Here is an 18224-nt window from a genome sequence, read left to right on the forward strand (position 1 = left end):
AGCTCTCGCAATACAGTATTAATAGCTAAGCCCTTTCCTGCTGACATAAGGCTTCTGATATTGGTGTTTCTTGTGCGTACTTATATTAATACTCTTGATGAACCTCCCTCGATATGTGCGACAAGTCAGTAATATAAGCTTGGGCATTTTCCCCATAACAAAGGCAAGTCGAATTCTCGACTTAATAATGAAGCCTTTGCATTAACCGCTGATAATAAGGTGAGCTGTTGATAAATACCGCTCACCTTATTTTGTATTTTGATTTTAAAACTGAAACTTTTAAGTATCACAAGCCCATGTTGCGGCATTTAATGACAGTACCAACACTAAAGGTCCGACCTGCAGGCACATTAATTGCGTCATACTGCGCGGTATTGGCCGCTTCAATACAAATGAAGCTCGACAGTTGATTGGGGGCAATGTCACGCAGCACCGACTCTTTGCCAGGATTCCAAATCACCGTAGATTTGCTATTGCCTTTGCTAATTGAAATGGTTCGCGCGAGGCCTTGATCGATAAGTTGGCAATTTCCTGAGTGCTGATAAATACGATCCATGGCCAGATTCCAGCGTGATTCTGGTTCGCGGCGAAAACGTTGCTCGAGTTTGTCGTAAAAGACTTCCTCTTCAAGACCTGTAACACATAGATTCGCTGTATCGGATAGTTGAAAATAGCTGTGTAGCGCCTGGGTCATCGTAAAGGCTTGATCACGATCATTTTGAGTGCTTAGTTGAATATCGAGCTTCTGTTGGCTGGCACGAACAATTAGTCTCAAGGTGACTCCTTCCAGTAAGTGGGGAGCTTCTAGCACCCAATGGCTGAAGTTATCGAGGTGCTGCTCCTCACAAAGATCCCAAATTGCAGTTCGGGCTAGGCCATGATTTGGCTGCTTAGCTCCAGTAGGGTGTGCACCAAACCAAGGCCAACACAGAGGGATCCCCCCCCTAATTGCCTCTCCGGGTCCTGCACTTTGATCGCTTAGCCACAAAGCAGGTGCGTGGCCGCTTGGTCGATAATGCAAGATTTGAGCTCCTTGCTCTGCAATGGCAAGTTCGCCCCATGCTTGTTTAAACAACATTACCTTGTAACCCCTCCAAACCACTGTGCTTCTATTGGCATACATGGTGTCAAAGTAAGCATTGAGGGGGTGATAAATCGCGCTCATCGAAAATGTCTCATTAATCAAATTATGTAGTGTTATTTAATTTAATTACATTTTTAGCTCAAAAGGAAGACAGTGGAAGCATTTAAATTAGTTTAATTACTTGTTTTGAGGAAAATATTCTGTATGATTTAACTTAGTTACACGGATATCTCGTGTGGCTATCAGCTTTTATGGATTTGGTCCCGCTTCTTACTTACGGTCCATAGCCCCCTTCGCTGGGGGCTCTTTTTCGCCAAGAACCCGAGTAAGCCGAATAAAAGTTTAGGACTCCCAGAGAAGAAGTCACCTATTATTACCAAGGTAATATGAATTTATGCTCCATTCGACCGTTGCAGCCGTTACCCAAAGAATTCGGGAGCGCAGCCAGGACAGCCGAGCCAGCTATTTAAATAAAGTGAGTGAAGCTCGCCAAGGTGGTGTGTATCGCAGTGGTTTATCCTGCGGTAATCTGGCCCATGGTTTTGCGGCCTGTGGCAAGGACGATAAATCCGTACTGGCGGTGGATCGCAGTGCGAATATCGGTATCGTGTCGTCCTATAACGACATGTTGTCAGCCCACCAACCTTTTAAAGACTACCCCGACATCATAAAGGAAGCCGTACGTGAGCACGGCGCTGTAGCACAAGTCGCTGGTATGGTTCCTGCTATGTGCGATGGCGTTACTCAGGGGCAGGACGGCATGGAGCTTTCGCTGTTTTCTCGTGATCTGATTGCCATGTCGACGGCAATCTCTCTATCGCACAATATGTTTGATGGTGTTATATGTTTAGGGGTTTGCGACAAAATTGTGCCGGGTCTTTTGATAGGTGCCTTGTCGTTTGGTCATTTGCCAGTAGTGTTTGTGCCCGCTGGCCCTATGCGAACGGGTTTGTCGAACTCGGAAAAACATCGAATCCGTCAGTTGTATGCGGCAGGTAAAGTTGGCCGCAAGGAATTACTTGAATCTGAAAGTCAGTCGTATCACAGCGCGGGCACTTGTACCTTTTATGGCACAGCCAATAGTAATCAATTGCTCATGGAGTTTATGGGGCTGCAATTACCCGGCAGTTCTTTTGTAAACCCCGATACAGATTTACGCAATGCTTTAACGCGCGAAGCCAGTGAAATTATTCTACAGCAAACGGCGTTGCTAGAAGGTTATCGCCCGCTAGCAGAAATTATCGATGAGCGCGCAGTTGTCAATGGTATTGTGGGATTGTTAGCCAGTGGAGGCTCAACTAATCACGCGATTCATTTAGTGGCTATTGCGCGAGCTGCGGGCATCATTATTGACTGGCAGGATATGTCTGAGTTGTCTGCGGTCGTGCCGCTACTTTGTCGTATTTATCCAAACGGAAAAGCGGATATCAATCACTTCCAGGCAGCTGGCGGAACCGCTTTATTGATTCGTGAGCTATTAAAAGGCGCTTACCTCCACGGTGATGTAAGTACCATTGCTGGGGAAGGGTTAGAAAACTACTGTCAAGAACCGTTTCTGGAAGATGGAAGAGTGGCCTGGAGAGCAGGCATCGAAAAGAGCCTAGATGCGGATGTCATCAGTAGCGTAGAGCAGCCCTTTAGTGATGAGGGTGGCTTGAAGTTATTGAGCGGAAATCTTGGACGTTCAGTGATTAAAATCTCGGCGGTTAATGAAGCCCATCGAAAAGTTTGTGCCCCGGCAATTGTGTTTGAACATCAAGATGAATTGCAAACAATGTTTGATGCTGGTGAACTGGAGAAAGATTTTGTGGCTGTTGTTCGCTTCCAAGGTCCTAAGGCAAATGGCATGCCGGAGTTGCATAAGCTAACGCCAATTTTGGGGTTATTACAGGATCGCGGTTTTAAAGTAGCGCTGGTAACGGACGGTAGGATGTCTGGGGCTTCTGGAAAAGTGCCTGCAGCAATTCATTTGCAACCAGAAGCTTTTGAAGGTGGCATGATCGCTAAACTTAAAACCGGTGACATGATAGAGCTGGATGCTAATCAAGGTAGTTTGAAGGTACTGGATGAACAGGTATTACAACGGCCGGTGAAACCTTACGAGCTTGACCGAGCCACCACGGGTATGGGGCGTGAGCTGTTTCAAGGCTTTCGCTCTCTTGTGGGCAATGCGGAGCAGGGCGCCAGTGTATTTACAAAATAAAAATCATCGACAGCTGACGGAGGCTTAATATGTCAAATAAAACCGATATCGTCATCTTTGGAGGCACCGGTGATTTATCTGAACGCAAATTGATTCCGGCATTATTTCGGGCTCATCAGGAGGGTAGTCTTGATGAAGACTCCCGCATTATCATTACCACTAGACAGCCTGTGGCTCTTGAAAATTATTTTGAAGAGCTCAATAGCAAACTTGAAAACTATCTAGCTGGTGAAGATGTGTTCAGTCGATCAGGGTGGGAGAGCTTTAAAACTCGAATCTTGCCAATACTTCTGGATGTTTCCTGTGATGGTGATCAGTGGCAGGAACTTGCTAATATATTAAATGCTCAGGCGGAGCACCACCGGGTTTATTATCTGGCCATTCCCCCTGATATGTTTTCCGTATGCTGTCGATTGCTATCCGAACATGGATTATGTAATGGCAATAGTCGTGTCGTGGTTGAAAAGCCTCTAGGTTATGATGAGGCTTCAGCTGAAGCTATTAATGAAGATATTTCTCGTTTTTTTCCGGAAAACAATATTTATCGAATAGATCACTACCTTGGTAAAGAAACTGTTCAAAATTTACTAGCCCTGCGTTTTGCCAACCAGATTTTTGCCCAATTGTGGGATGGCCGGGCGATAGATCATGTACAGATCAGTATTTCTGAAACCGTAGGGTTAGAGGGGCGCGTAAGTTTTTATGATGAAGTTGGCGCGCTTCGTGATATGGTGCAAAACCACTTACTTCAATTGCTTTGCCTCGTGGCCATGGAGCCACCCAATAAGCTGGACGCTAATAGCATTCGTACCGAAAAAATTAAGGTTTTGGAGGCGCTTCGCCCAATAAAAACCGAGGATATGGGCCAGCGGACTGTGCGTGGTCAATATGTTGCCGGCCAGCAAAACAATGAGATGGTACCGGGCTATCTTGAAGAACTTGAAAACGGCAGTGACACCGAAACCTTCGTGGCTTTAAAGTGTTTTATTGATAATTGGCGCTGGTCCGAAGTGCCATTTTATCTTCGCACTGGCAAGCGATTAAAACAACGTTGTGCTGAAATTGTTATTCAGTTCAAAACGACTCCCCATCGGGTGTATGCCGAATCGGCCGGAAACATCGATCCAAACCGTTTGGTAATTCGTTTGCAAGAGGAAGAGCTTATCGAGCTCTCTATTACTTCTAAGAATATGCAGTCTATTGGAGTTGAGCTTGAACCGGTTAAGCTGAATCTGAACTACAATAAGCCCCACGGTGACGCCTATATGCGATTACTGATCGATGTTATTGCGAATGATCCTGCGTTATTTATTCATCGCGACGAAATCCGCGCGGCTTGGCGCTGGATCGATCCCATTATTAACGGCTGGTCGAGAAACAAACAAAGCCCTCATTTGTATCGAGCTGGAAGTTGGGGGCCAGAGGCGGCAAACGAGTTAATCCAGCGTGATGGACGTGATTGGTTTAATGCCGGTGAAAACCAGTAGGGGATCGGGGTGTTAATCGAATTATTTTTTAAATCCAGAGAAGAAATGCAGGCAGCTGTTCAAACCCTGGTCATGCTATCTATCAATACAGCTCAGCAAGAAAGAGGAGCCGCTTTATTGGCACTTTCTGGTGGCAGTAGCCCCCAGGTTTTGTATGAGTCGCTGGCACAACAGAATTTGGATTGGAAGAATATTCACATTGCTCTTGTCGATGAGCGTTGGGTAGATCCAGCGCATAGTGCAAGCAATGAAGGTTTTCTCAAACGTTGTTTTGCACACCTTAACTGCGCCGATGTAGACATTGTAGGTTTGAAAAATCAGGCCGATTCCGTTGTAGAAGGTTTGGCAGAGTCTGAAGAAAGATACCGTAGTTTCGAAAGCGCTTTTGACTTTGCATTACTGGGCATGGGGATAGACGGTCATACAGCGTCTTGGTTCCCCCACGCCGAGGGCTTGACCGATGCCCTGAGTGACGACGCTGACAGTCAAAACCTTCTCTGTGCAGTACAGGCTAAACAAAGTGATGTGACAGGGCCGTATACCGAGCGTATTACACTTACCAAGCGCGCTGTACTCAACGCGAAAACCGTTGTATTGATGATTAGTGGACAGGAAAAGTTTGATGTCTACCAAAAAGCAAAAAAAGCTTCACCGAAGGATCATCCAGTTGCTGCCTTACTGCAACAAAGAGACAAAGATATCCGCATATTTTACGCGCCTTGATTGAAAAATCAGAACAAATATTCAGGACCAATAATGAGTAGAATTGAAGAAATAATGACATGCAGCCCAGTCATACCGGTGATTGTGATTGATGATCTGGATGATGCGGTACCTATGGCGAAGGCTTTAGTGGCAGGTGGCTTGAAAGTCTTAGAAGTGACTCTGCGCACCGAACACGGCTTGGCCGCTATTAGTAAAATCAAACAGGCACTGCCAGATGCTATCGTGGGCGCGGGTACCGTGATTACGGCTCAAGATGTTGAAAATTCTGTTGCTGCGGGCGCTGAATTTCTGGTGAGCCCCGGTCATACAGATGCTTTGCTTAATAGGGCTTTAGAATTAAAGGTGCCGATCTTGCCAGGTGTTGCTACTCCTAGTGAAGCGATGAACATGTTAGCTAAGGGGATTCGTCATTTGAAATTTTTTCCCGCAGAAGCTGTTGGTGGCTTAAAAGTACTCAAGGCGATTGGGGGCCCTCTACCACAGTTACGTTTTTGCCCTACCGGTGGCATTAACCCGGAAAAAGCTGTTGATTACTTAGCTCAGAAAAACATTCTTTGTGTAGGTGGCAGTTGGATGCTGGAAAAATCAGATATCGCCGACAAAAATTGGGGTGCTATTGAGCGCAAGGCCCGGGAAGCGGCCAGCCTTGCAGAATAACATTGCTATTGGGTTATATTACAGTGCTAAAAGGCTTTGGTATCATCTAGGCTGCTCTTGATTTCACGCAGGCGGCCATCCATATTATCTCCCAGAGCTAAGGCCAGCCCCGTTGCGAGAATATCGATGATAGTGAGAACAACAATTCTCACTGTCATCGGTACGTAAATGGTGGTGTCTTCCAGGTCATTTCCGGAAGGAATCACTAGGTCGACCTCATTGGCCAGTGGTGAGCCAGGGCTGGTAATGGCAATCAAGCTGGCGTCTTTAGCGGCGGCAATCTGAGCGACTTCTACCATGGCTTTGGTACGCCCAGTGAACGAAAACATCAGTATTGCTGAATCTTTATCTGCTCCGGCCGCGGACATTCTTTGCATTAAATGATCTTCATGTGCGACGCAGGGAATACCCAGGCGAAAGAGTTTGTGCTGAGCGTCTTTGGCGATGGCGGCTGCACCACCCATACCAAAGATTTCAATTCGTTTGGATTTTTTTAAAGTTGCGATACATTTTTCGATCAACTGGGGATCCAGTTCTTCGCGAATAAATGCTAATGCCAACTGGTTGGCACTGACGCGTTTTTCGATGAGATCTCTTGCGGTGTCACCCGGGCTGACCGCTTTGCTGATAAAAGAATTTTCACTGGCCAAACTCTTGGCGAGCTTCACTTTAAAGTCCGGAAAACTGACACAACCAACCGATTTACAAAAACGGGAAATCATCGGATCACTCACCTCGGCCAAGCGTGCAAGCTGAGCTGTGGTGTAGTTGGTGGCGGCTTCGGGCTGGGCCAAAATCACCTTGGCAATGCGCGCTTCCGATTTACTCAAAATGGCGAGTTCTTTTTGTAACTGAATTAAAAGATTCATTTTATTCCGCTGGATATCCCTTAAGTTATTGATTATGCCCTAAAAGTTAAGCAAATCAGAGCTTGTAAAGCATGTAATTCTATCAAGTATAATTAATTTAATTACATAAAGGTGTTGGTTTGTGTAAATAATTCAATTATTATTTTATTAAGTTACAAAAAGATAGCGTTTTCCTCGCCATCATTATCATTAAGAGGTTACTCATGACAATTCGAATTGCCATCAACGGCTTTGGTCGCATAGGCCGGAACATATTTCGGGCCCTTTTCGAAGGTAAGCAACATAGTGGTATCGAGCTGGTTGCTATTAACGATTTGGCTCCGGCGGATTTTAATGCTCATCTGGCTCAGTTTGATTCCGTACATGGGCGTTTCGGCGGCCAGGTGGAACATAAAGGGAATACCTTGTTGGTAAACGGTCACGAGATCCGTCTGTGTTCGCAAAGAAACCCTAAGGATCTACCTTGGGCCGAAATGGCCGTTGACGTGGTGCTCGAATGCACGGGCTTTTTTACCGATCGAGAAGCCGCCCATGCACACATCGTTGCAGGTGCACATAAGGTTATTGTTTCAGCACCGGCAAAAGATGTAGATGCGACCGTGGTGTATGGCGTTAATCATCACGTACTGAGCGCTGATAGTCAGATTATTTCCAATGCGTCTTGCACAACTAACTGCCTGGCTCCTTTAGCCATGGTGTTGAATCAGGATCTTGGAATTGAGCGCGGCATCATGACCACAATCCATGCCTATACCAATGATCAGCAGGTACACGATGCCTTCCACAGCGATATCTATCGTGCGCGTGCCGCGGCACAATCAATGATCCCTACCAAAACCGGCGCCGCCCAAGCGGTGGCTTTAGTATTGCCCGAGCTGGCAGGTAAGCTCGATGGTATGGCCGTTCGAGTGCCGACCGCGAATGTGTCATTGGTCGATTTCAGCTTTGTCGCTCAACGCGATACCAGCACGGAAGAAGTTAACGAATTACTGCGCAAAGCTTCCGAAGATATGCCAGGGGTTTTGGCCTATAACCAGTTGCCTTTGGTTTCCGTCGATTTTAATCACCAGATCGCATCTTCAAATTTTGACGCAACACAGACCAAAGTGAACGGCAACCTTGTGAAGGTAATGTCCTGGTATGACAACGAATGGGCATTTGCCAATCGAATGCTCGACAATACCTCTGCCTTGATTGCGGCCAGCCGCGTCAGTGAGGCTGTGGCATGATCCGTCGTACAAAAATTGTTACCACGCTTGGACCTGCCACAGACAGAGACGATGAATTGGAGCGTCTGATTTTAGCGGGGGCCAATGTAGTCCGATTGAATTTTTCCCATGGTGAAGCTGATGACCATCGTCAACGTATTCAAAAGGTACGACAGTTGGCAAGCAAGCTAAAGCGTAGTGTGGCGGTATTAGGCGACTTGCAAGGGCCCAAGATACGAATCGCGCGCTTTAGAGAGGGTGCTGTTCACTTGGAAAAGGGCCAGTGTTTCACTCTGGATAATACTATGTCGCCTCTAGAAGGTGATGTCGAGCGGGTTGGTTTGGACTACGAAGGCCTGCCAAACGAGGTCAGCAGGGGTGATCGTTTGTTATTGGATGATGGTCGCTTGATATTGCAGGTTGAAGCGGTTGTTGATCAAAAAATTGAGACACAAGTTGTTGTGGGCGGCCGCTTGTCCAACAACAAAGGTATCAACAAAGAAGGTGGCGGCCTTTCGGCCCCCGCTCTTACCGAAAAAGATTTTTGTGATATTAAGCTTGCCGCTGAAATTGGTGTTGATTTCCTGGCGGTTTCTTTTGTCCGCAGTGTCGATGATATTGAGCGTGCGAGAGAGGCGTTGAGAAAATCGGGCAGCGATGCCCATATCGTTGCTAAAATCGAACGCGCAGAAGCGGTTGCTGATTACGAATTGTTAGATGATATTATTCTGGCTTCAGATGCAATCATGGTGGCGCGCGGAGATCTTGGTGTAGAGATTGGTGATGCGGCTCTCGTAGCAGTTCAAAAGTACATGATTCAAAAATCACGAGAACTGAATCGCACTGTTATTACTGCTACCCAAATGATGGAATCGATGGTTGAAAATTGTTTGCCTACTCGAGCCGAAGTCTTCGATGTGGCTAACGCTGTGTTAGATGGAACGGATGCAGTGATGCTATCGGCAGAAACGGCCGCCGGAAAGTATCCGGTTGAGGCGGTCGAAGCAATGGATCGGATTATAGCTGGCGCCGAAAGTCACCCTTCTGCATCTAGCTCCGAGCATCGCTTACATCAAGATTTTAAAGCGGTAGATGAATCCATCGCCATGGCGGTAATGTATACCGCCAATCACCTACTAGGGGTAAAGGCGATTATTTCCATGACAGAAACCGGTAATACCCCTTTACTCACTAGTCGTATCAACTCTAAACTTCCAATTTTCGCATTCACGCGCCATGAAAAAACAGAGAATCGAGTTGCCTTATATCGGGGTGTTATGCCTATAACTTTCGATATCAACAGCTACCCAAAAGAAGAGCGTCTAACTATGGCAATCAATAATCTGCGTGAAAGACAATTGGTCAACGCAGGTGACCTAGTGATTGTCACAGTAGGCGACTGTGATAATGTGCACGGAAGTACGAACACCATGAAAGTTCTAAGCGTTTGATATGCATGGTGGTGAGTGGTTTCCTTAATAATATGAATGTGGTTGGGCGATTGGATCAAATTTTGAAAGACTCTGGAAAGCCTACTCTAGTTGCAGATATTGGTGGCACTAATGCGCGCTTCGCAATTATTCAATCTGGTAGCGAGCAATTGTCAAACTTGAGTAAGCTCCTTTCACAGTCAAGTTGTTATGTCTCTCATTAGGGGGTTGAGCTGATTCTAGGAAGGCTGTTTCCAGTCTTCCTAAAGCCAGATAAATATTCCCCTAGGGGCCATTAGAGATTTAAGTGGTAGTTTTTGAAAATGGCAGTGTATTAAGCCAACATGACCAGGGTGGTATTGAGCTTAGCTAATTTTGGATGTTATCTTGGGCATTAAAGTTGAAAGTAATTAGAGTCCGATTTCAATTTTACTGATAAAGCCTCTAGGTCTTTCGTTGCTGACTTGTTGGCCGCCTGAGAATCGATTGAATTACCAGACATAATTTCGATCTCTTCTACCGAAGATGCTATCTCGCTCATTCCTGAGACTTGCTGGCTGATTGCTTGGGTTACCATTTGTATCTGGCTTAAGGAATCGGCCGCTTCCCGCTCAATATTTTCTAGTAGACTCGATGCCTGGATTGTGAGTGTTTTCCCATTTTCAACTTTGGGTTGAGTTTCTAGCATAGCATTGACTGAAACCGACGTTTGCTCTTGAATTTGTGTGATCATTTCACCAATCTCACCGGTGGCTTCGCTAGTTCTTTGTGCGAGCTGTCTGATTTCATCGGCCACGACAGCAAAGCCACGACCAGACTCTCCGGCTCGAGCGGCTTCAATGGCTGCATTCAATGCAAGTAAATTAGTCTGCTCTGAAATCCCGTTAATAACATTTGCTATGCCGCTAATTTGTCCGGTGAACTCTTCGAGCTGTCGAATTTGAATTACTGTATTGTTGACCGTCTCAGAGATTTCAGTCATCTCCTTAGCGCTAGATTTTACGGCGTCTCGTCCTTGTTCGGCAAAGTCTACGGTAGACTCAGAATTCTGTTCGGTAAGGTTGGCAGTTTCGAGCATATGATCGAAACTGCTCTTCATAGAATCTAGCAGACTTGCTGTTCTTGAAGTTAGGTTTTTTTGCTTTTCTGCGGCAGCCAGTGCCTGGCCCGATCCAGAAGAAACAATTTCTGTTTTATCGTTAAGCTTAACCGACGCCTCTACAATACTTTTTACAATCTCTTTTAGTGTTGACTGCATTACCTCAATAGATTCAAGAACACTTCCTGCAGGGGCGTTGCCCAGATTATTGGATAAGTTGCCAGTTGTTATCTCTCGTATGGTATTGGCCACTTCATTGGGCTCGCCCCCTAGTGAGTGGTAGAAGCTTCTTTGAATAAAGACCCCAACAATTATGCTGACAGCGATAGCCAGAAGACTCATAAACAACATTAAGCCTTGAAAACCACCAGCGACTTCCCTGGCCTTAGGGGTGGCTGCTCTATTATTTGCTTCTTGATAGTCAATAAATTGATTTATGGCGACTAGCCATGAAGTAAATGCTGGCCCAATCTCGTCCAGCACTATGTCGTTTATAATTTGTAGATTGCCGTCTTTTTTAAGCGTTAGGACTTTCTCTACCAGCGGCAAGGTGGAGGATTGTATTTCACTAATCTTGTTTAGAATCTGATTTTCTTGCTCGCTGAATTGCTCAGGCATGCTGGACTTCATGGCTGCCATTTTGCTTTCGGAGTCGCGATAGAAATCTTCAAGGTGCTTGATCTGATCTTGATATTTACTAAGCTCAGATGAAGTTCTTGAGTTCGCTACGTCTCTAATGGCGATTGCTCTATCGTGCACGCTACCGCGATAGTTGATGGCATATCTCTGTTTTACAGAGTTTACATCAACGATATCTGACAATGCTTCATCGATGTAATTCACCTTACCGATCCCCATCACGGTAAGTGTCATCATCAAAGAAAGAATGAGGCCGAACCCAACGGACAACCTATATTTAACCGACATACTATTAAAGAAATTCATTTTGCCTCTCTCGTTAGCAATCTAGGATTGCATTTAGCTTCGATCGGCCCTTCTTCATACCCAACTACGAAGTTCTTTAGAAGATATATCCTTCACGTGGTATCGGCATTGAGAGGCGATGCTTTAGTTTTACTTTTAAAGACACTCGCCCTTTCACATGAAAAACCCATAATCAGATTTTGTCTAGGCTATTTTAGCTTTTCACCTGGGAGCAGGTTTTTGTGTGAGAGGTGTGATTGCTTACTTAGTGTTGGTTTGCGTCCTATCGGGCAATGCTAAGGGGTTATTTGTTGTGTGAGTTGTACAGTCGAAAGACAGTTGATGAATAACAATTTAATAACAATTTTAAACGTCTTGGGTTTTACATGAATTTCTATGCAATTATTTTATGCGAGCGCCGAGTGAGTTACCGAATCGTATCTAGAAAAATTCAACTAAATATATTTGGTAATTATTGAGGGCTGGGGTGAAGCAATATTCTGTGCTCTAAATACTGAAATTTTTAAAAGGCATATTAATATGAATCTAGCAAGATTTTTTAAGTTTAGCGCTGTAACGCTGATAACTTGTGCGCATGCAGCTTACGCGATAGAACCTGGTGTGTATGATGGCGCAACATCAAATGATGATTTTCAGTTTGTTGTGGCGCAAGACGGCAGCTATTCCAGCAACTCAAAATACCTTGCGTCAAAAGGGTTGGCAAATGGTAAGGTGACACAGCTTAATGGAAATTTTGTTGAGTTGAGTGATGAAGAAGATGAAATTGAATTCCTAGATATCGGCTTCGCTGAGTCAATAGGAAATGACATTCACTTGATAAACGTTTCTAGTCGATCGAGGCGTCCTGTTGCCTTAAGATTGAGCTTGACTGATGAGGTCGCACCAGAGTCAATCTTGCCAGCTTCTCAAATTGTGCTAGGTACTTGGAGTGTATCTATCAACCAACCCGGGCGCTTTAGGTTTGGTCGTCCAACAGTTAAGCAGGGGTTTATCACATTCAATGATGATGGCAGCTACGATACAGATTTGCAGTTGTTTCAAGGTGTTGCTCAATCATATTCTTTGGTTGGTGACAAGCTAGTTCTGGAGCGTAGCTTTACTGTATCGAAATCCGGTTCTCGTGTTGGTACTCGTACAAACCGATATACCTTAAACTTAGGTGTCGTCAGTGATGCTGAATTTGAGGTGCTATCAACTTCAGGAGGTGTTTTTGGCCGGCGCCCCAGCACTCGATTTAGCGCAAGCTTTAGTCGATAGAAGCCATGCAGAATACAGATTGTATTATGATTAAAACTGGCTGACCGATTTGGATTTTGCTTGTATGAAAATCCCTGGGTCGTGACTAAATATCCCAGGGGTTTTATTGGCAAAATTAAGCGCTACACATTGAGGGTTACTTTGTTAGCGTCGCGAAAATGGCCCACCCTAGAGGATTCGAACCTCTGGCCTTCGCCTCCGGAGGGCGACGCTCTATCCAGCTGAGCTAAGGGTGGGTAATAGGATGTGCTGGCCTGATCTGCATCATAAATAGGCCTGCCAAGGAGGGCGAATGATACCTTGCCTCTAGGCTCTCGTCCATGCTTGTCATACACTATAAGCCTCTGATTTCCATAGTATATGAGGCGGCTTTGGCGCTTAAACCGAAACACTTAATCTTGAACATGCTGCTTGAGGCTAATTTACCTATTAGTTCTCAGGTGTTTATCCGTATCTGTCAGTTATTCGATATTACTGAAAACAGTGCTCGGGTGACTCTGGCGCGTTTAAATTCTGAGGGTATGGTAGAGGCCCCAGAGCGTGGTTTATATCAGCTGGGCCCCAAAGCAAGAAACCTAGCCGCTGATTTAGCCAGCTGGCGAGAGCTTGAAAGTAAGTTAGGTGACTGGGATGGTAGCTGGATTGGTGTTTATCAGGCCATGTTAGGGCGCAGTGATCGCACGGCTTTGCGTCGGCGTGAACGCTTGCTGCAGTTGGCGGGTTTTAGTGCGCTTGAGCAGGGCTTGGCGGTAAGGCCGAATAATCTAGTCGGCGGCGTGCAGGCGTTGCGCAAACGCTTGCAGTCTATTGGTCTGGAGGAAGAGGCTATCATCTTTCGTATCGATGAGCTCGATGTGGATTCTCACAAACGGGCCATGTCGCTTTGGGATAAAAAAGACTTAGAGCAGCACTACCGTGATGCTCAAAAGATTATGGCGGAATGGATGGCTAGAGCCGAGCAGTTAGATTCTGAGGCAGCTGCCAAAGAATCATTTTTGATTGGTGATGAGTATATTCGCTGTATTGCTTACGATCCAATGTTGCCGGAAGAAATGGTTGATACTCAGTTGCGTCGAGAGTATCTGCAAACACTGATTGCTTTTGACCAGATGGGCAAATCTATTTGGCAGCAGCTCTACCAAGAATTTGCCCGAGTGGGTTAATTACTCTTCTTCCATGTATCGAGCAAAGGCTTCGCTATAGTCTGGATGCCAGCGTGACAGAGCTGGGCGATTTAAGCTGATATCTGTCGCGCCCCATAAAACGCGTTTGTTATCCATCTCTCGAGTCGTCTCGTTATCTGGGCAGATAATATAGAAGTCACCAGCTTCTAGGCGCTGCATCATATAGTCGATCGTTTGCTCCGGGCTCCATGCAAAGGCCGGTTTTTCAGGAATAAATCGTTTTATCATGCCGGTATACACAAAGCCTGGTACCAATAAATGTGCGCTAACTTCATTGGGCGCCTCGTTGCCTTCGGCATTGCGTAGTTCATGCTGTAAGGATTCGGTTAAAGCCTTTACTGCCGCTTTGCTGACGTTATAGGCAGGGCTACCAGGAGGGCAGGTGATCCCTTGTTTGGAGCCTGTGTTTATGATGATTGCAGGCTCGTTTTGCGCAAGCATGGATTTGCAAAACGCTTGCTGGCCGTTAATAACTCCCCACAAATTGATGTTCACAATTTCCTGCCAATTATCGTAGTTATCCCAGCTGCTGCTGCGCTTAGCGATGCCGGCATTGTTCATCAGTACATTGACGCGGCCAAATTGAGCAAAGGCCTGTTCTTGTAGTTTTTCTAGTGAGGCTAATTGGCTGACATCTGCCGTGCTAGTTATCAAATCAGCATTGGGGTATTGCTCATGCAGCTCATTGACGGCCGTTTGCAAGGCACTTTCGTCTATATCACTGAGCAGTACTTTCATGCCGAGTGACAAAAATTTATTCGCTGCGGCAAGTCCAAGCCCGCTGGCGCCGCCAGTAATAACAGCCACTTTATTTGCCTGTAGGGCAGGGTGTTGCATGCTCATGGCAATTCCTCAACTTATTGGATGATTATCAAATATGTTACACTGGCTCTGGTAAATATGTAAACAATGCATAAAAATAAGCCTCTGCAACAGCTAGAGCCCTAGAGCCGAAAGTATGAACGACAATAGAAAGAGCCAAGCTGAGCGCAAGGCCGAATCCGAGCAAAAGCTATTTGATGCGCTTGTTGATATCGTAAACAGTGAAGGGGTAACGGCCGCGACCTGCGACAGAATTGGTAAACAAGCAGGCTATAGCCGTGGCTTAACCACCACTCGCCTTGGCAAGCGCGATACTATGTATGCCCGCCTAATGGATCGCCTATATCAAGAACAGGTAATTCGTCTTGAAGAATTCAATGTGGATGAGCTAAGTGGTTTAGATGCATTGAAAAAATACACAGATATTCATTTCGACGATATTCAACACAAGGCCAGCTATCAGGCCTATTTTGTGTTGGTAGCGGCGAGTTTAACTGAGTTACCCAGCATTCGAGATCGTGTCTTGATGCAGCACCAAATGGTACAAACTTTATTGGCCTCTTTTTTTGAGCGGGCAGTGAAGGAAGGGAGTATAAATAAAAAAACGGATTGTGATCAGCGTGCGACGATACTGGGCAGTTATTTGTTTGGTGTGGCCATGCAGAATCGCTTGAGTGGGAAGTCGGGGGTTGAGGCTTTAAAAGCTGGGGCTTATGAGTTAATTGTGGCTGTTTAATGGTTTAGATAAGTGGCTTCGATATTGGGGTCAGAACCCAAGGGTTCCGACCCCGGGTTTTGGTGGTGGTAGAGGCAGAACCCATGGGTTCTGCCCCCGAGTTTGGGCACGATATTTATTGGCTGATTTTATTGCCAGCTTTTGCGTATCTCGCTTTGGTTTCTTCACTCCACTGATCTACTTCACCCTCAGGTGCACCGTAGGCTAGGCCGCGCTCGAATGCTGGGCGTGAGCGTAAGCGTTTTAGCCAGGCTAAAATATTGGGTTTATCGCTCATATCAACCTTGCTCCACTTCCAGCCGCGTACCCAAGGGTAGATAACAATATCGGCGATACTTAGCGATTCGCCGCAGATGAAATCCTGCTGGCTAAGTTGTTCTTCAATGATCCCCGCTAGGCGCTGAGCTTCTTTACTAAAACGATTGAGTGGATGGACTTTTTGTTCCTCGGGTACATCACTCATATAGCGCGTGTAGCTGAGTTTATTACCAAAGGCGGGGCCGACATTGGCTGCTTGCCAATATACCCAAGGTAGAATTTGCCATTTTTTCTCCTCGGGTAATAAATCGCTGGGGTATTTTTCAGCGAGATATTGAATGATGGCGCAGCTTTCCATGAGGTTAAGGTCGCCATCAATAAACAGAGGGATTTTTTGATTGGGATTTCGGCGACTGAACTCTTCTTCGAACTGCTCGCCGGCCATTAGATCAATTGTGCGAACACTCAAGCCTTCTAATGCATGGCCGGCTTCTCGCAGCTCTTCGATCATTAGGCTGACTTTCCAGCCGTTAGGGGTGGCGGCGGTCCACAGTTGTAAATCACTCATGCTTTAACTCGTTTTTTATTGTTTGGTGCTTGTTTTTTGAAGTTGGTTGTTCAATGCTAGCTTTATTGCTTCATTTCTTTACGCATAGAAGACGCTTGCCATTCGCTACTTAACCAATCTTGCCCTTGCTCGCTCTTGCTTGGGTCTTTGTTGGCAAGATAAAGCTCGATATAACGATAATCATCTTGGCCAAAAAACAATTCCCCATCAATCACGATGGTAGGTACACCGAAAACACCCTGATTAATGGCTTCTTCGGTATTAATTTTCAGTTTCTCGCTGGCACTTTTGCTTAGGCCCTGTTTTATCAACGTTGATGAATCCAGGCCAGCTTTATCAAGTGCATCAATAACATCTTGCTCTTCACTGATATGCTTTTGCTGCTGCCAAACTGCGCTCATTAGGGCATCGATAATTTTCTCTCGCACAGATAAATCCTGCTCTTCGGCAGCGATTCTCAAGCCTAGCAAAGGATTAAAAGGGTGAAACTGAGGTGCTTTGATGGTAATGCCCATTTCTTCACATTTTCGAGCAATGTTCTTTTGCATCCATTTTTGCTTAGCTGGATGCTCAGCTGGACCAATCTGACCATAAGCTCTTAATAACCCTGCGAATAAGACAGGAACGGGTTCGATTTCTAAACCGGTGTTTTGGCGCAGTTGATCGAGTTTTTGCCAGCCGATAAATGCATAAGGAGAAATATAATCGAAGTAAAATCGTGCCTTCATTGCATGCCCTGAAATATCTATTACGGTGAACAAACGGTTAAAAGGGCGATGTCAATCACTCCGCCCATTTAATGTTAAAGCCGAGCTTATAACTTGAATACGCGCTCGGCATTGCCAGACAGGAATAGCGCACGGCTCTCTTCATCCATACCTAGACTATCGAGGTCGCGTAAACATTTCTCAGGGGTGATCATTGGATAGTTGGTGCCAAACATGACTTTTTTGCGGCCATTGCTCTTCATAAACTGAATCAGCTCTGGTGGGAAGCGATTGGCTGAGTAGGCCGAGGTATCAATAAAGACGTTCTCATGCTTGGTGGCAACTGCGATCATTTCGGTTGTCCATGGGTAGCCCACATGGCCCCCGACAATTTGTAGCTCAGGGAAGTCCAATGCGATCTGGTCGATATAAGGAATAGGGCGGCCAGTCTCTGAAGGGCGAAGCGGCCCAGTGTGACCTACTTGCAAACAAATCGGTACACCTAGGTTTACGCACTCAGCATACAATGGGTAGTACAAAGGATCGGTAGGCGGCAGATTCCAAACCCACTGCACGATACGCAGAGCTTTAAAACCGTATTCACTCACCCACTTGCGAAGCTCGCGTACGGCTTCCATTGGCTTGGCAAGATTAGCACCCGCTACGCCAACAAAACGATCAGGTGCTTTTTGTACGATGTCCGCTACTTCTTCGTTGGAAATCAAATAACCATTAGGGCTAGACCAGGCACAGGCTAGAGATTTATCAACACCCGCTTGATCCATGGCGGCTAAGGTCCAATCTAGAGGGATGGCTTCGGTTAAGATATCGGTTTTATTCCAGCGACGTAACGACGCAAACATCTCATGATTAGAGAATTCCAAATTTGGATGCTGCATCCAAACATCAATAATTTTTTCGCTCATAGTAATACCTGTTTTTCGCTTATAGCGATACCTAGTTGAAGGCGGTTTCTAAATTTTT

The 18224-nt window shown here is 45.8% G+C and carries 16 protein-coding genes and 1 tRNA gene; 9 read left to right on the forward strand and 8 right to left on the reverse strand.

Going from position 1 to position 18224, the window contains the following annotated elements:
* Positions 1 to 286 precede the first annotated feature (286 nt).
* Positions 287 to 1165 (reverse strand): D-hexose-6-phosphate mutarotase, encoded by an 879-nt coding sequence (locus Q1A41_RS14420; RefSeq protein WP_299980418.1) that lies wholly within the window; start codon positions 1163 to 1165, stop codon positions 287 to 289.
* Positions 1166 to 1478: 313 nt separating this feature from the next.
* Between Q1A41_RS14420 and edd the strand changes: the two genes are divergently transcribed.
* From edd to Q1A41_RS14440, 4 genes are read left to right on the forward strand one after another with little or no spacing between them, the layout of a single operon-like run.
* Positions 1479 to 3287, forward strand: coding sequence for a phosphogluconate dehydratase (edd, locus tag Q1A41_RS14425; protein WP_299980420.1), 1809 nt, complete (start codon positions 1479 to 1481; stop codon positions 3285 to 3287).
* Between the two features lie 29 nt (positions 3288 to 3316).
* On the forward strand, positions 3317 to 4774 hold the full coding sequence (gene zwf / locus Q1A41_RS14430; RefSeq protein WP_299980422.1) for a glucose-6-phosphate dehydrogenase: 1458 nt from the start codon (positions 3317 to 3319) through the stop codon (positions 4772 to 4774).
* 9 nt (positions 4775 to 4783) lie between these two features.
* Positions 4784 to 5497 carry a 6-phosphogluconolactonase gene (gene pgl, locus Q1A41_RS14435; RefSeq protein WP_299980424.1) on the forward strand — a complete coding sequence of 238 codons (714 nt, stop codon included), beginning with the start codon at positions 4784 to 4786 and terminating at the stop codon, positions 5495 to 5497.
* Positions 5498 to 5530: 33 nt separating this feature from the next.
* Positions 5531 to 6157, forward strand: coding sequence for a bifunctional 4-hydroxy-2-oxoglutarate aldolase/2-dehydro-3-deoxy-phosphogluconate aldolase (locus tag Q1A41_RS14440; RefSeq protein ID WP_299980426.1), 627 nt, complete (start codon positions 5531 to 5533; stop codon positions 6155 to 6157).
* A 26-nt stretch (positions 6158 to 6183) separates the two neighbouring features.
* Here Q1A41_RS14440 and Q1A41_RS14445 read toward each other — a convergent pair whose 3' ends face one another.
* The gene (locus tag Q1A41_RS14445) at positions 6184 to 7026 is read right to left on the reverse strand and encodes an SIS domain-containing protein (protein WP_299980428.1); all 843 of its coding nucleotides are present in this window, start codon (positions 7024 to 7026) and stop codon (positions 6184 to 6186) included.
* 203 nt (positions 7027 to 7229) lie between these two features.
* Here Q1A41_RS14445 and gap point away from each other — a divergent pair, with 203 nt between their 5' ends.
* Both gap and pyk read left to right on the forward strand, forming a co-directional pair.
* The gene (gap, locus tag Q1A41_RS14450; protein ID WP_299980429.1) at positions 7230 to 8255 is read left to right on the forward strand and encodes a type I glyceraldehyde-3-phosphate dehydrogenase; all 1026 of its coding nucleotides are present in this window, start codon (positions 7230 to 7232) and stop codon (positions 8253 to 8255) included.
* Entirely contained in the window at positions 8252 to 9685 is a 1434-nt protein-coding gene (gene pyk, locus Q1A41_RS14455) for a pyruvate kinase (protein WP_299980431.1), read from the forward strand. The genes gap and pyk overlap by 4 nt, the downstream gene beginning before the upstream one ends.
* Positions 9686 to 10058: 373 nt before the next feature.
* Here the strand turns inward: pyk and Q1A41_RS14460 are convergent, their stop codons facing one another.
* Positions 10059 to 11708: a methyl-accepting chemotaxis protein gene (locus Q1A41_RS14460; protein ID WP_299980433.1), complete on the reverse strand. Its 1650-nt coding sequence runs from the start codon at positions 11706 to 11708 to the stop codon at positions 10059 to 10061.
* Positions 11709 to 12227: 519 nt separating this feature from the next.
* On the opposite strand from Q1A41_RS14460, the gene Q1A41_RS14465 reads away from it, so the two are divergent.
* Positions 12228 to 12965 (forward strand): hypothetical protein, encoded by a 738-nt coding sequence (locus Q1A41_RS14465; protein ID WP_299980435.1) that lies wholly within the window; start codon positions 12228 to 12230, stop codon positions 12963 to 12965.
* 159 nt (positions 12966 to 13124) lie between these two features.
* Here the strand turns inward: Q1A41_RS14465 and Q1A41_RS14470 are convergent.
* Positions 13125 to 13201, reverse strand: a tRNA-Arg gene (locus Q1A41_RS14470).
* Between the two features lie 84 nt (positions 13202 to 13285).
* Here Q1A41_RS14470 and Q1A41_RS14475 point away from each other — a divergent pair.
* On the forward strand, positions 13286 to 14128 hold the full coding sequence (locus Q1A41_RS14475; RefSeq protein ID WP_299980437.1) for a PaaX family transcriptional regulator C-terminal domain-containing protein: 843 nt from the start codon (positions 13286 to 13288) through the stop codon (positions 14126 to 14128).
* Here the strand turns inward: Q1A41_RS14475 and Q1A41_RS14480 are convergent, their stop codons facing one another.
* Entirely contained in the window at positions 14129 to 14992 is an 864-nt protein-coding gene (locus Q1A41_RS14480) for an SDR family NAD(P)-dependent oxidoreductase (protein ID WP_299980438.1), read from the reverse strand. It abuts the gene before it with no gap.
* 115 nt (positions 14993 to 15107) lie between these two features.
* On the opposite strand from Q1A41_RS14480, the gene Q1A41_RS14485 reads away from it, so the two are divergent.
* Complete coding sequence (locus Q1A41_RS14485; RefSeq protein ID WP_299980439.1) at positions 15108 to 15707, forward strand: hypothetical protein; 600 nt, start codon at positions 15108 to 15110, stop codon at positions 15705 to 15707.
* 115 nt (positions 15708 to 15822) lie between these two features.
* Here Q1A41_RS14485 and Q1A41_RS14490 read toward each other — a convergent pair whose 3' ends face one another.
* From Q1A41_RS14490 to Q1A41_RS14500, 3 genes are all read right to left on the reverse strand, one after another.
* A complete protein-coding gene (locus Q1A41_RS14490; protein WP_299980440.1) occupies positions 15823 to 16533 on the reverse strand; it encodes a glutathione binding-like protein in 711 nt (236 codons plus the stop codon).
* A 62-nt stretch (positions 16534 to 16595) separates the two neighbouring features.
* A complete protein-coding gene (locus Q1A41_RS14495; protein ID WP_299980442.1) occupies positions 16596 to 17261 on the reverse strand; it encodes a 2-hydroxychromene-2-carboxylate isomerase in 666 nt (221 codons plus the stop codon).
* 86 nt (positions 17262 to 17347) lie between these two features.
* Positions 17348 to 18166, reverse strand: a complete 819-nt coding sequence (locus Q1A41_RS14500) for an amidohydrolase family protein (RefSeq protein WP_299980444.1) — start codon at positions 18164 to 18166, stop codon at positions 17348 to 17350.
* Positions 18167 to 18224: the final 58 nt, after the last annotated feature.

The organism is uncultured Pseudoteredinibacter sp., from assembly GCF_947502065.1.
Taxonomy (GTDB): domain Bacteria; phylum Pseudomonadota; class Gammaproteobacteria; order Pseudomonadales; family Cellvibrionaceae; genus Pseudoteredinibacter.

What these genes read in the sequence shown, in the direction of transcription:
- Q1A41_RS14420 (WP_299980418.1), bottom strand. Translation starts at nt 1,165, where the DNA reads ATGAGCGCGATTTATCACCCCCTCAATGCTTACTTTGACACCATGTAT.
- edd (WP_299980420.1), top strand. Translation starts at nt 1,479, where the DNA reads ATGCTCCATTCGACCGTTGCAGCCGTTACCCAAAGAATTCGGGAGCGC.
- zwf (WP_299980422.1), top strand. Translation starts at nt 3,317, where the DNA reads ATGTCAAATAAAACCGATATCGTCATCTTTGGAGGCACCGGTGATTTA.
- Q1A41_RS14440 (WP_299980426.1), top strand. Translation starts at nt 5,531, where the DNA reads ATGAGTAGAATTGAAGAAATAATGACATGCAGCCCAGTCATACCGGTG.
- Q1A41_RS14445 (WP_299980428.1), bottom strand. Translation starts at nt 7,026, where the DNA reads ATGAATCTTTTAATTCAGTTACAAAAAGAACTCGCCATTTTGAGTAAA.
- gap (WP_299980429.1), top strand. Translation starts at nt 7,230, where the DNA reads ATGACAATTCGAATTGCCATCAACGGCTTTGGTCGCATAGGCCGGAAC.
- pyk (WP_299980431.1), top strand. Translation starts at nt 8,252, where the DNA reads ATGATCCGTCGTACAAAAATTGTTACCACGCTTGGACCTGCCACAGAC.
- Q1A41_RS14460 (WP_299980433.1), bottom strand. Translation starts at nt 11,708, where the DNA reads ATGAATTTCTTTAATAGTATGTCGGTTAAATATAGGTTGTCCGTTGGG.
- Q1A41_RS14465 (WP_299980435.1), top strand. Translation starts at nt 12,228, where the DNA reads ATGAATCTAGCAAGATTTTTTAAGTTTAGCGCTGTAACGCTGATAACT.
- Q1A41_RS14475 (WP_299980437.1), top strand. Translation starts at nt 13,286, where the DNA reads ATGCTTGTCATACACTATAAGCCTCTGATTTCCATAGTATATGAGGCG.
- Q1A41_RS14480 (WP_299980438.1), bottom strand. Translation starts at nt 14,992, where the DNA reads ATGAGCATGCAACACCCTGCCCTACAGGCAAATAAAGTGGCTGTTATT.
- Q1A41_RS14485 (WP_299980439.1), top strand. Translation starts at nt 15,108, where the DNA reads ATGAACGACAATAGAAAGAGCCAAGCTGAGCGCAAGGCCGAATCCGAG.
- Q1A41_RS14490 (WP_299980440.1), bottom strand. Translation starts at nt 16,533, where the DNA reads ATGAGTGATTTACAACTGTGGACCGCCGCCACCCCTAACGGCTGGAAA.
- Q1A41_RS14495 (WP_299980442.1), bottom strand. Translation starts at nt 17,261, where the DNA reads ATGAAGGCACGATTTTACTTCGATTATATTTCTCCTTATGCATTTATC.
- Q1A41_RS14500 (WP_299980444.1), bottom strand. Translation starts at nt 18,166, where the DNA reads ATGAGCGAAAAAATTATTGATGTTTGGATGCAGCATCCAAATTTGGAA.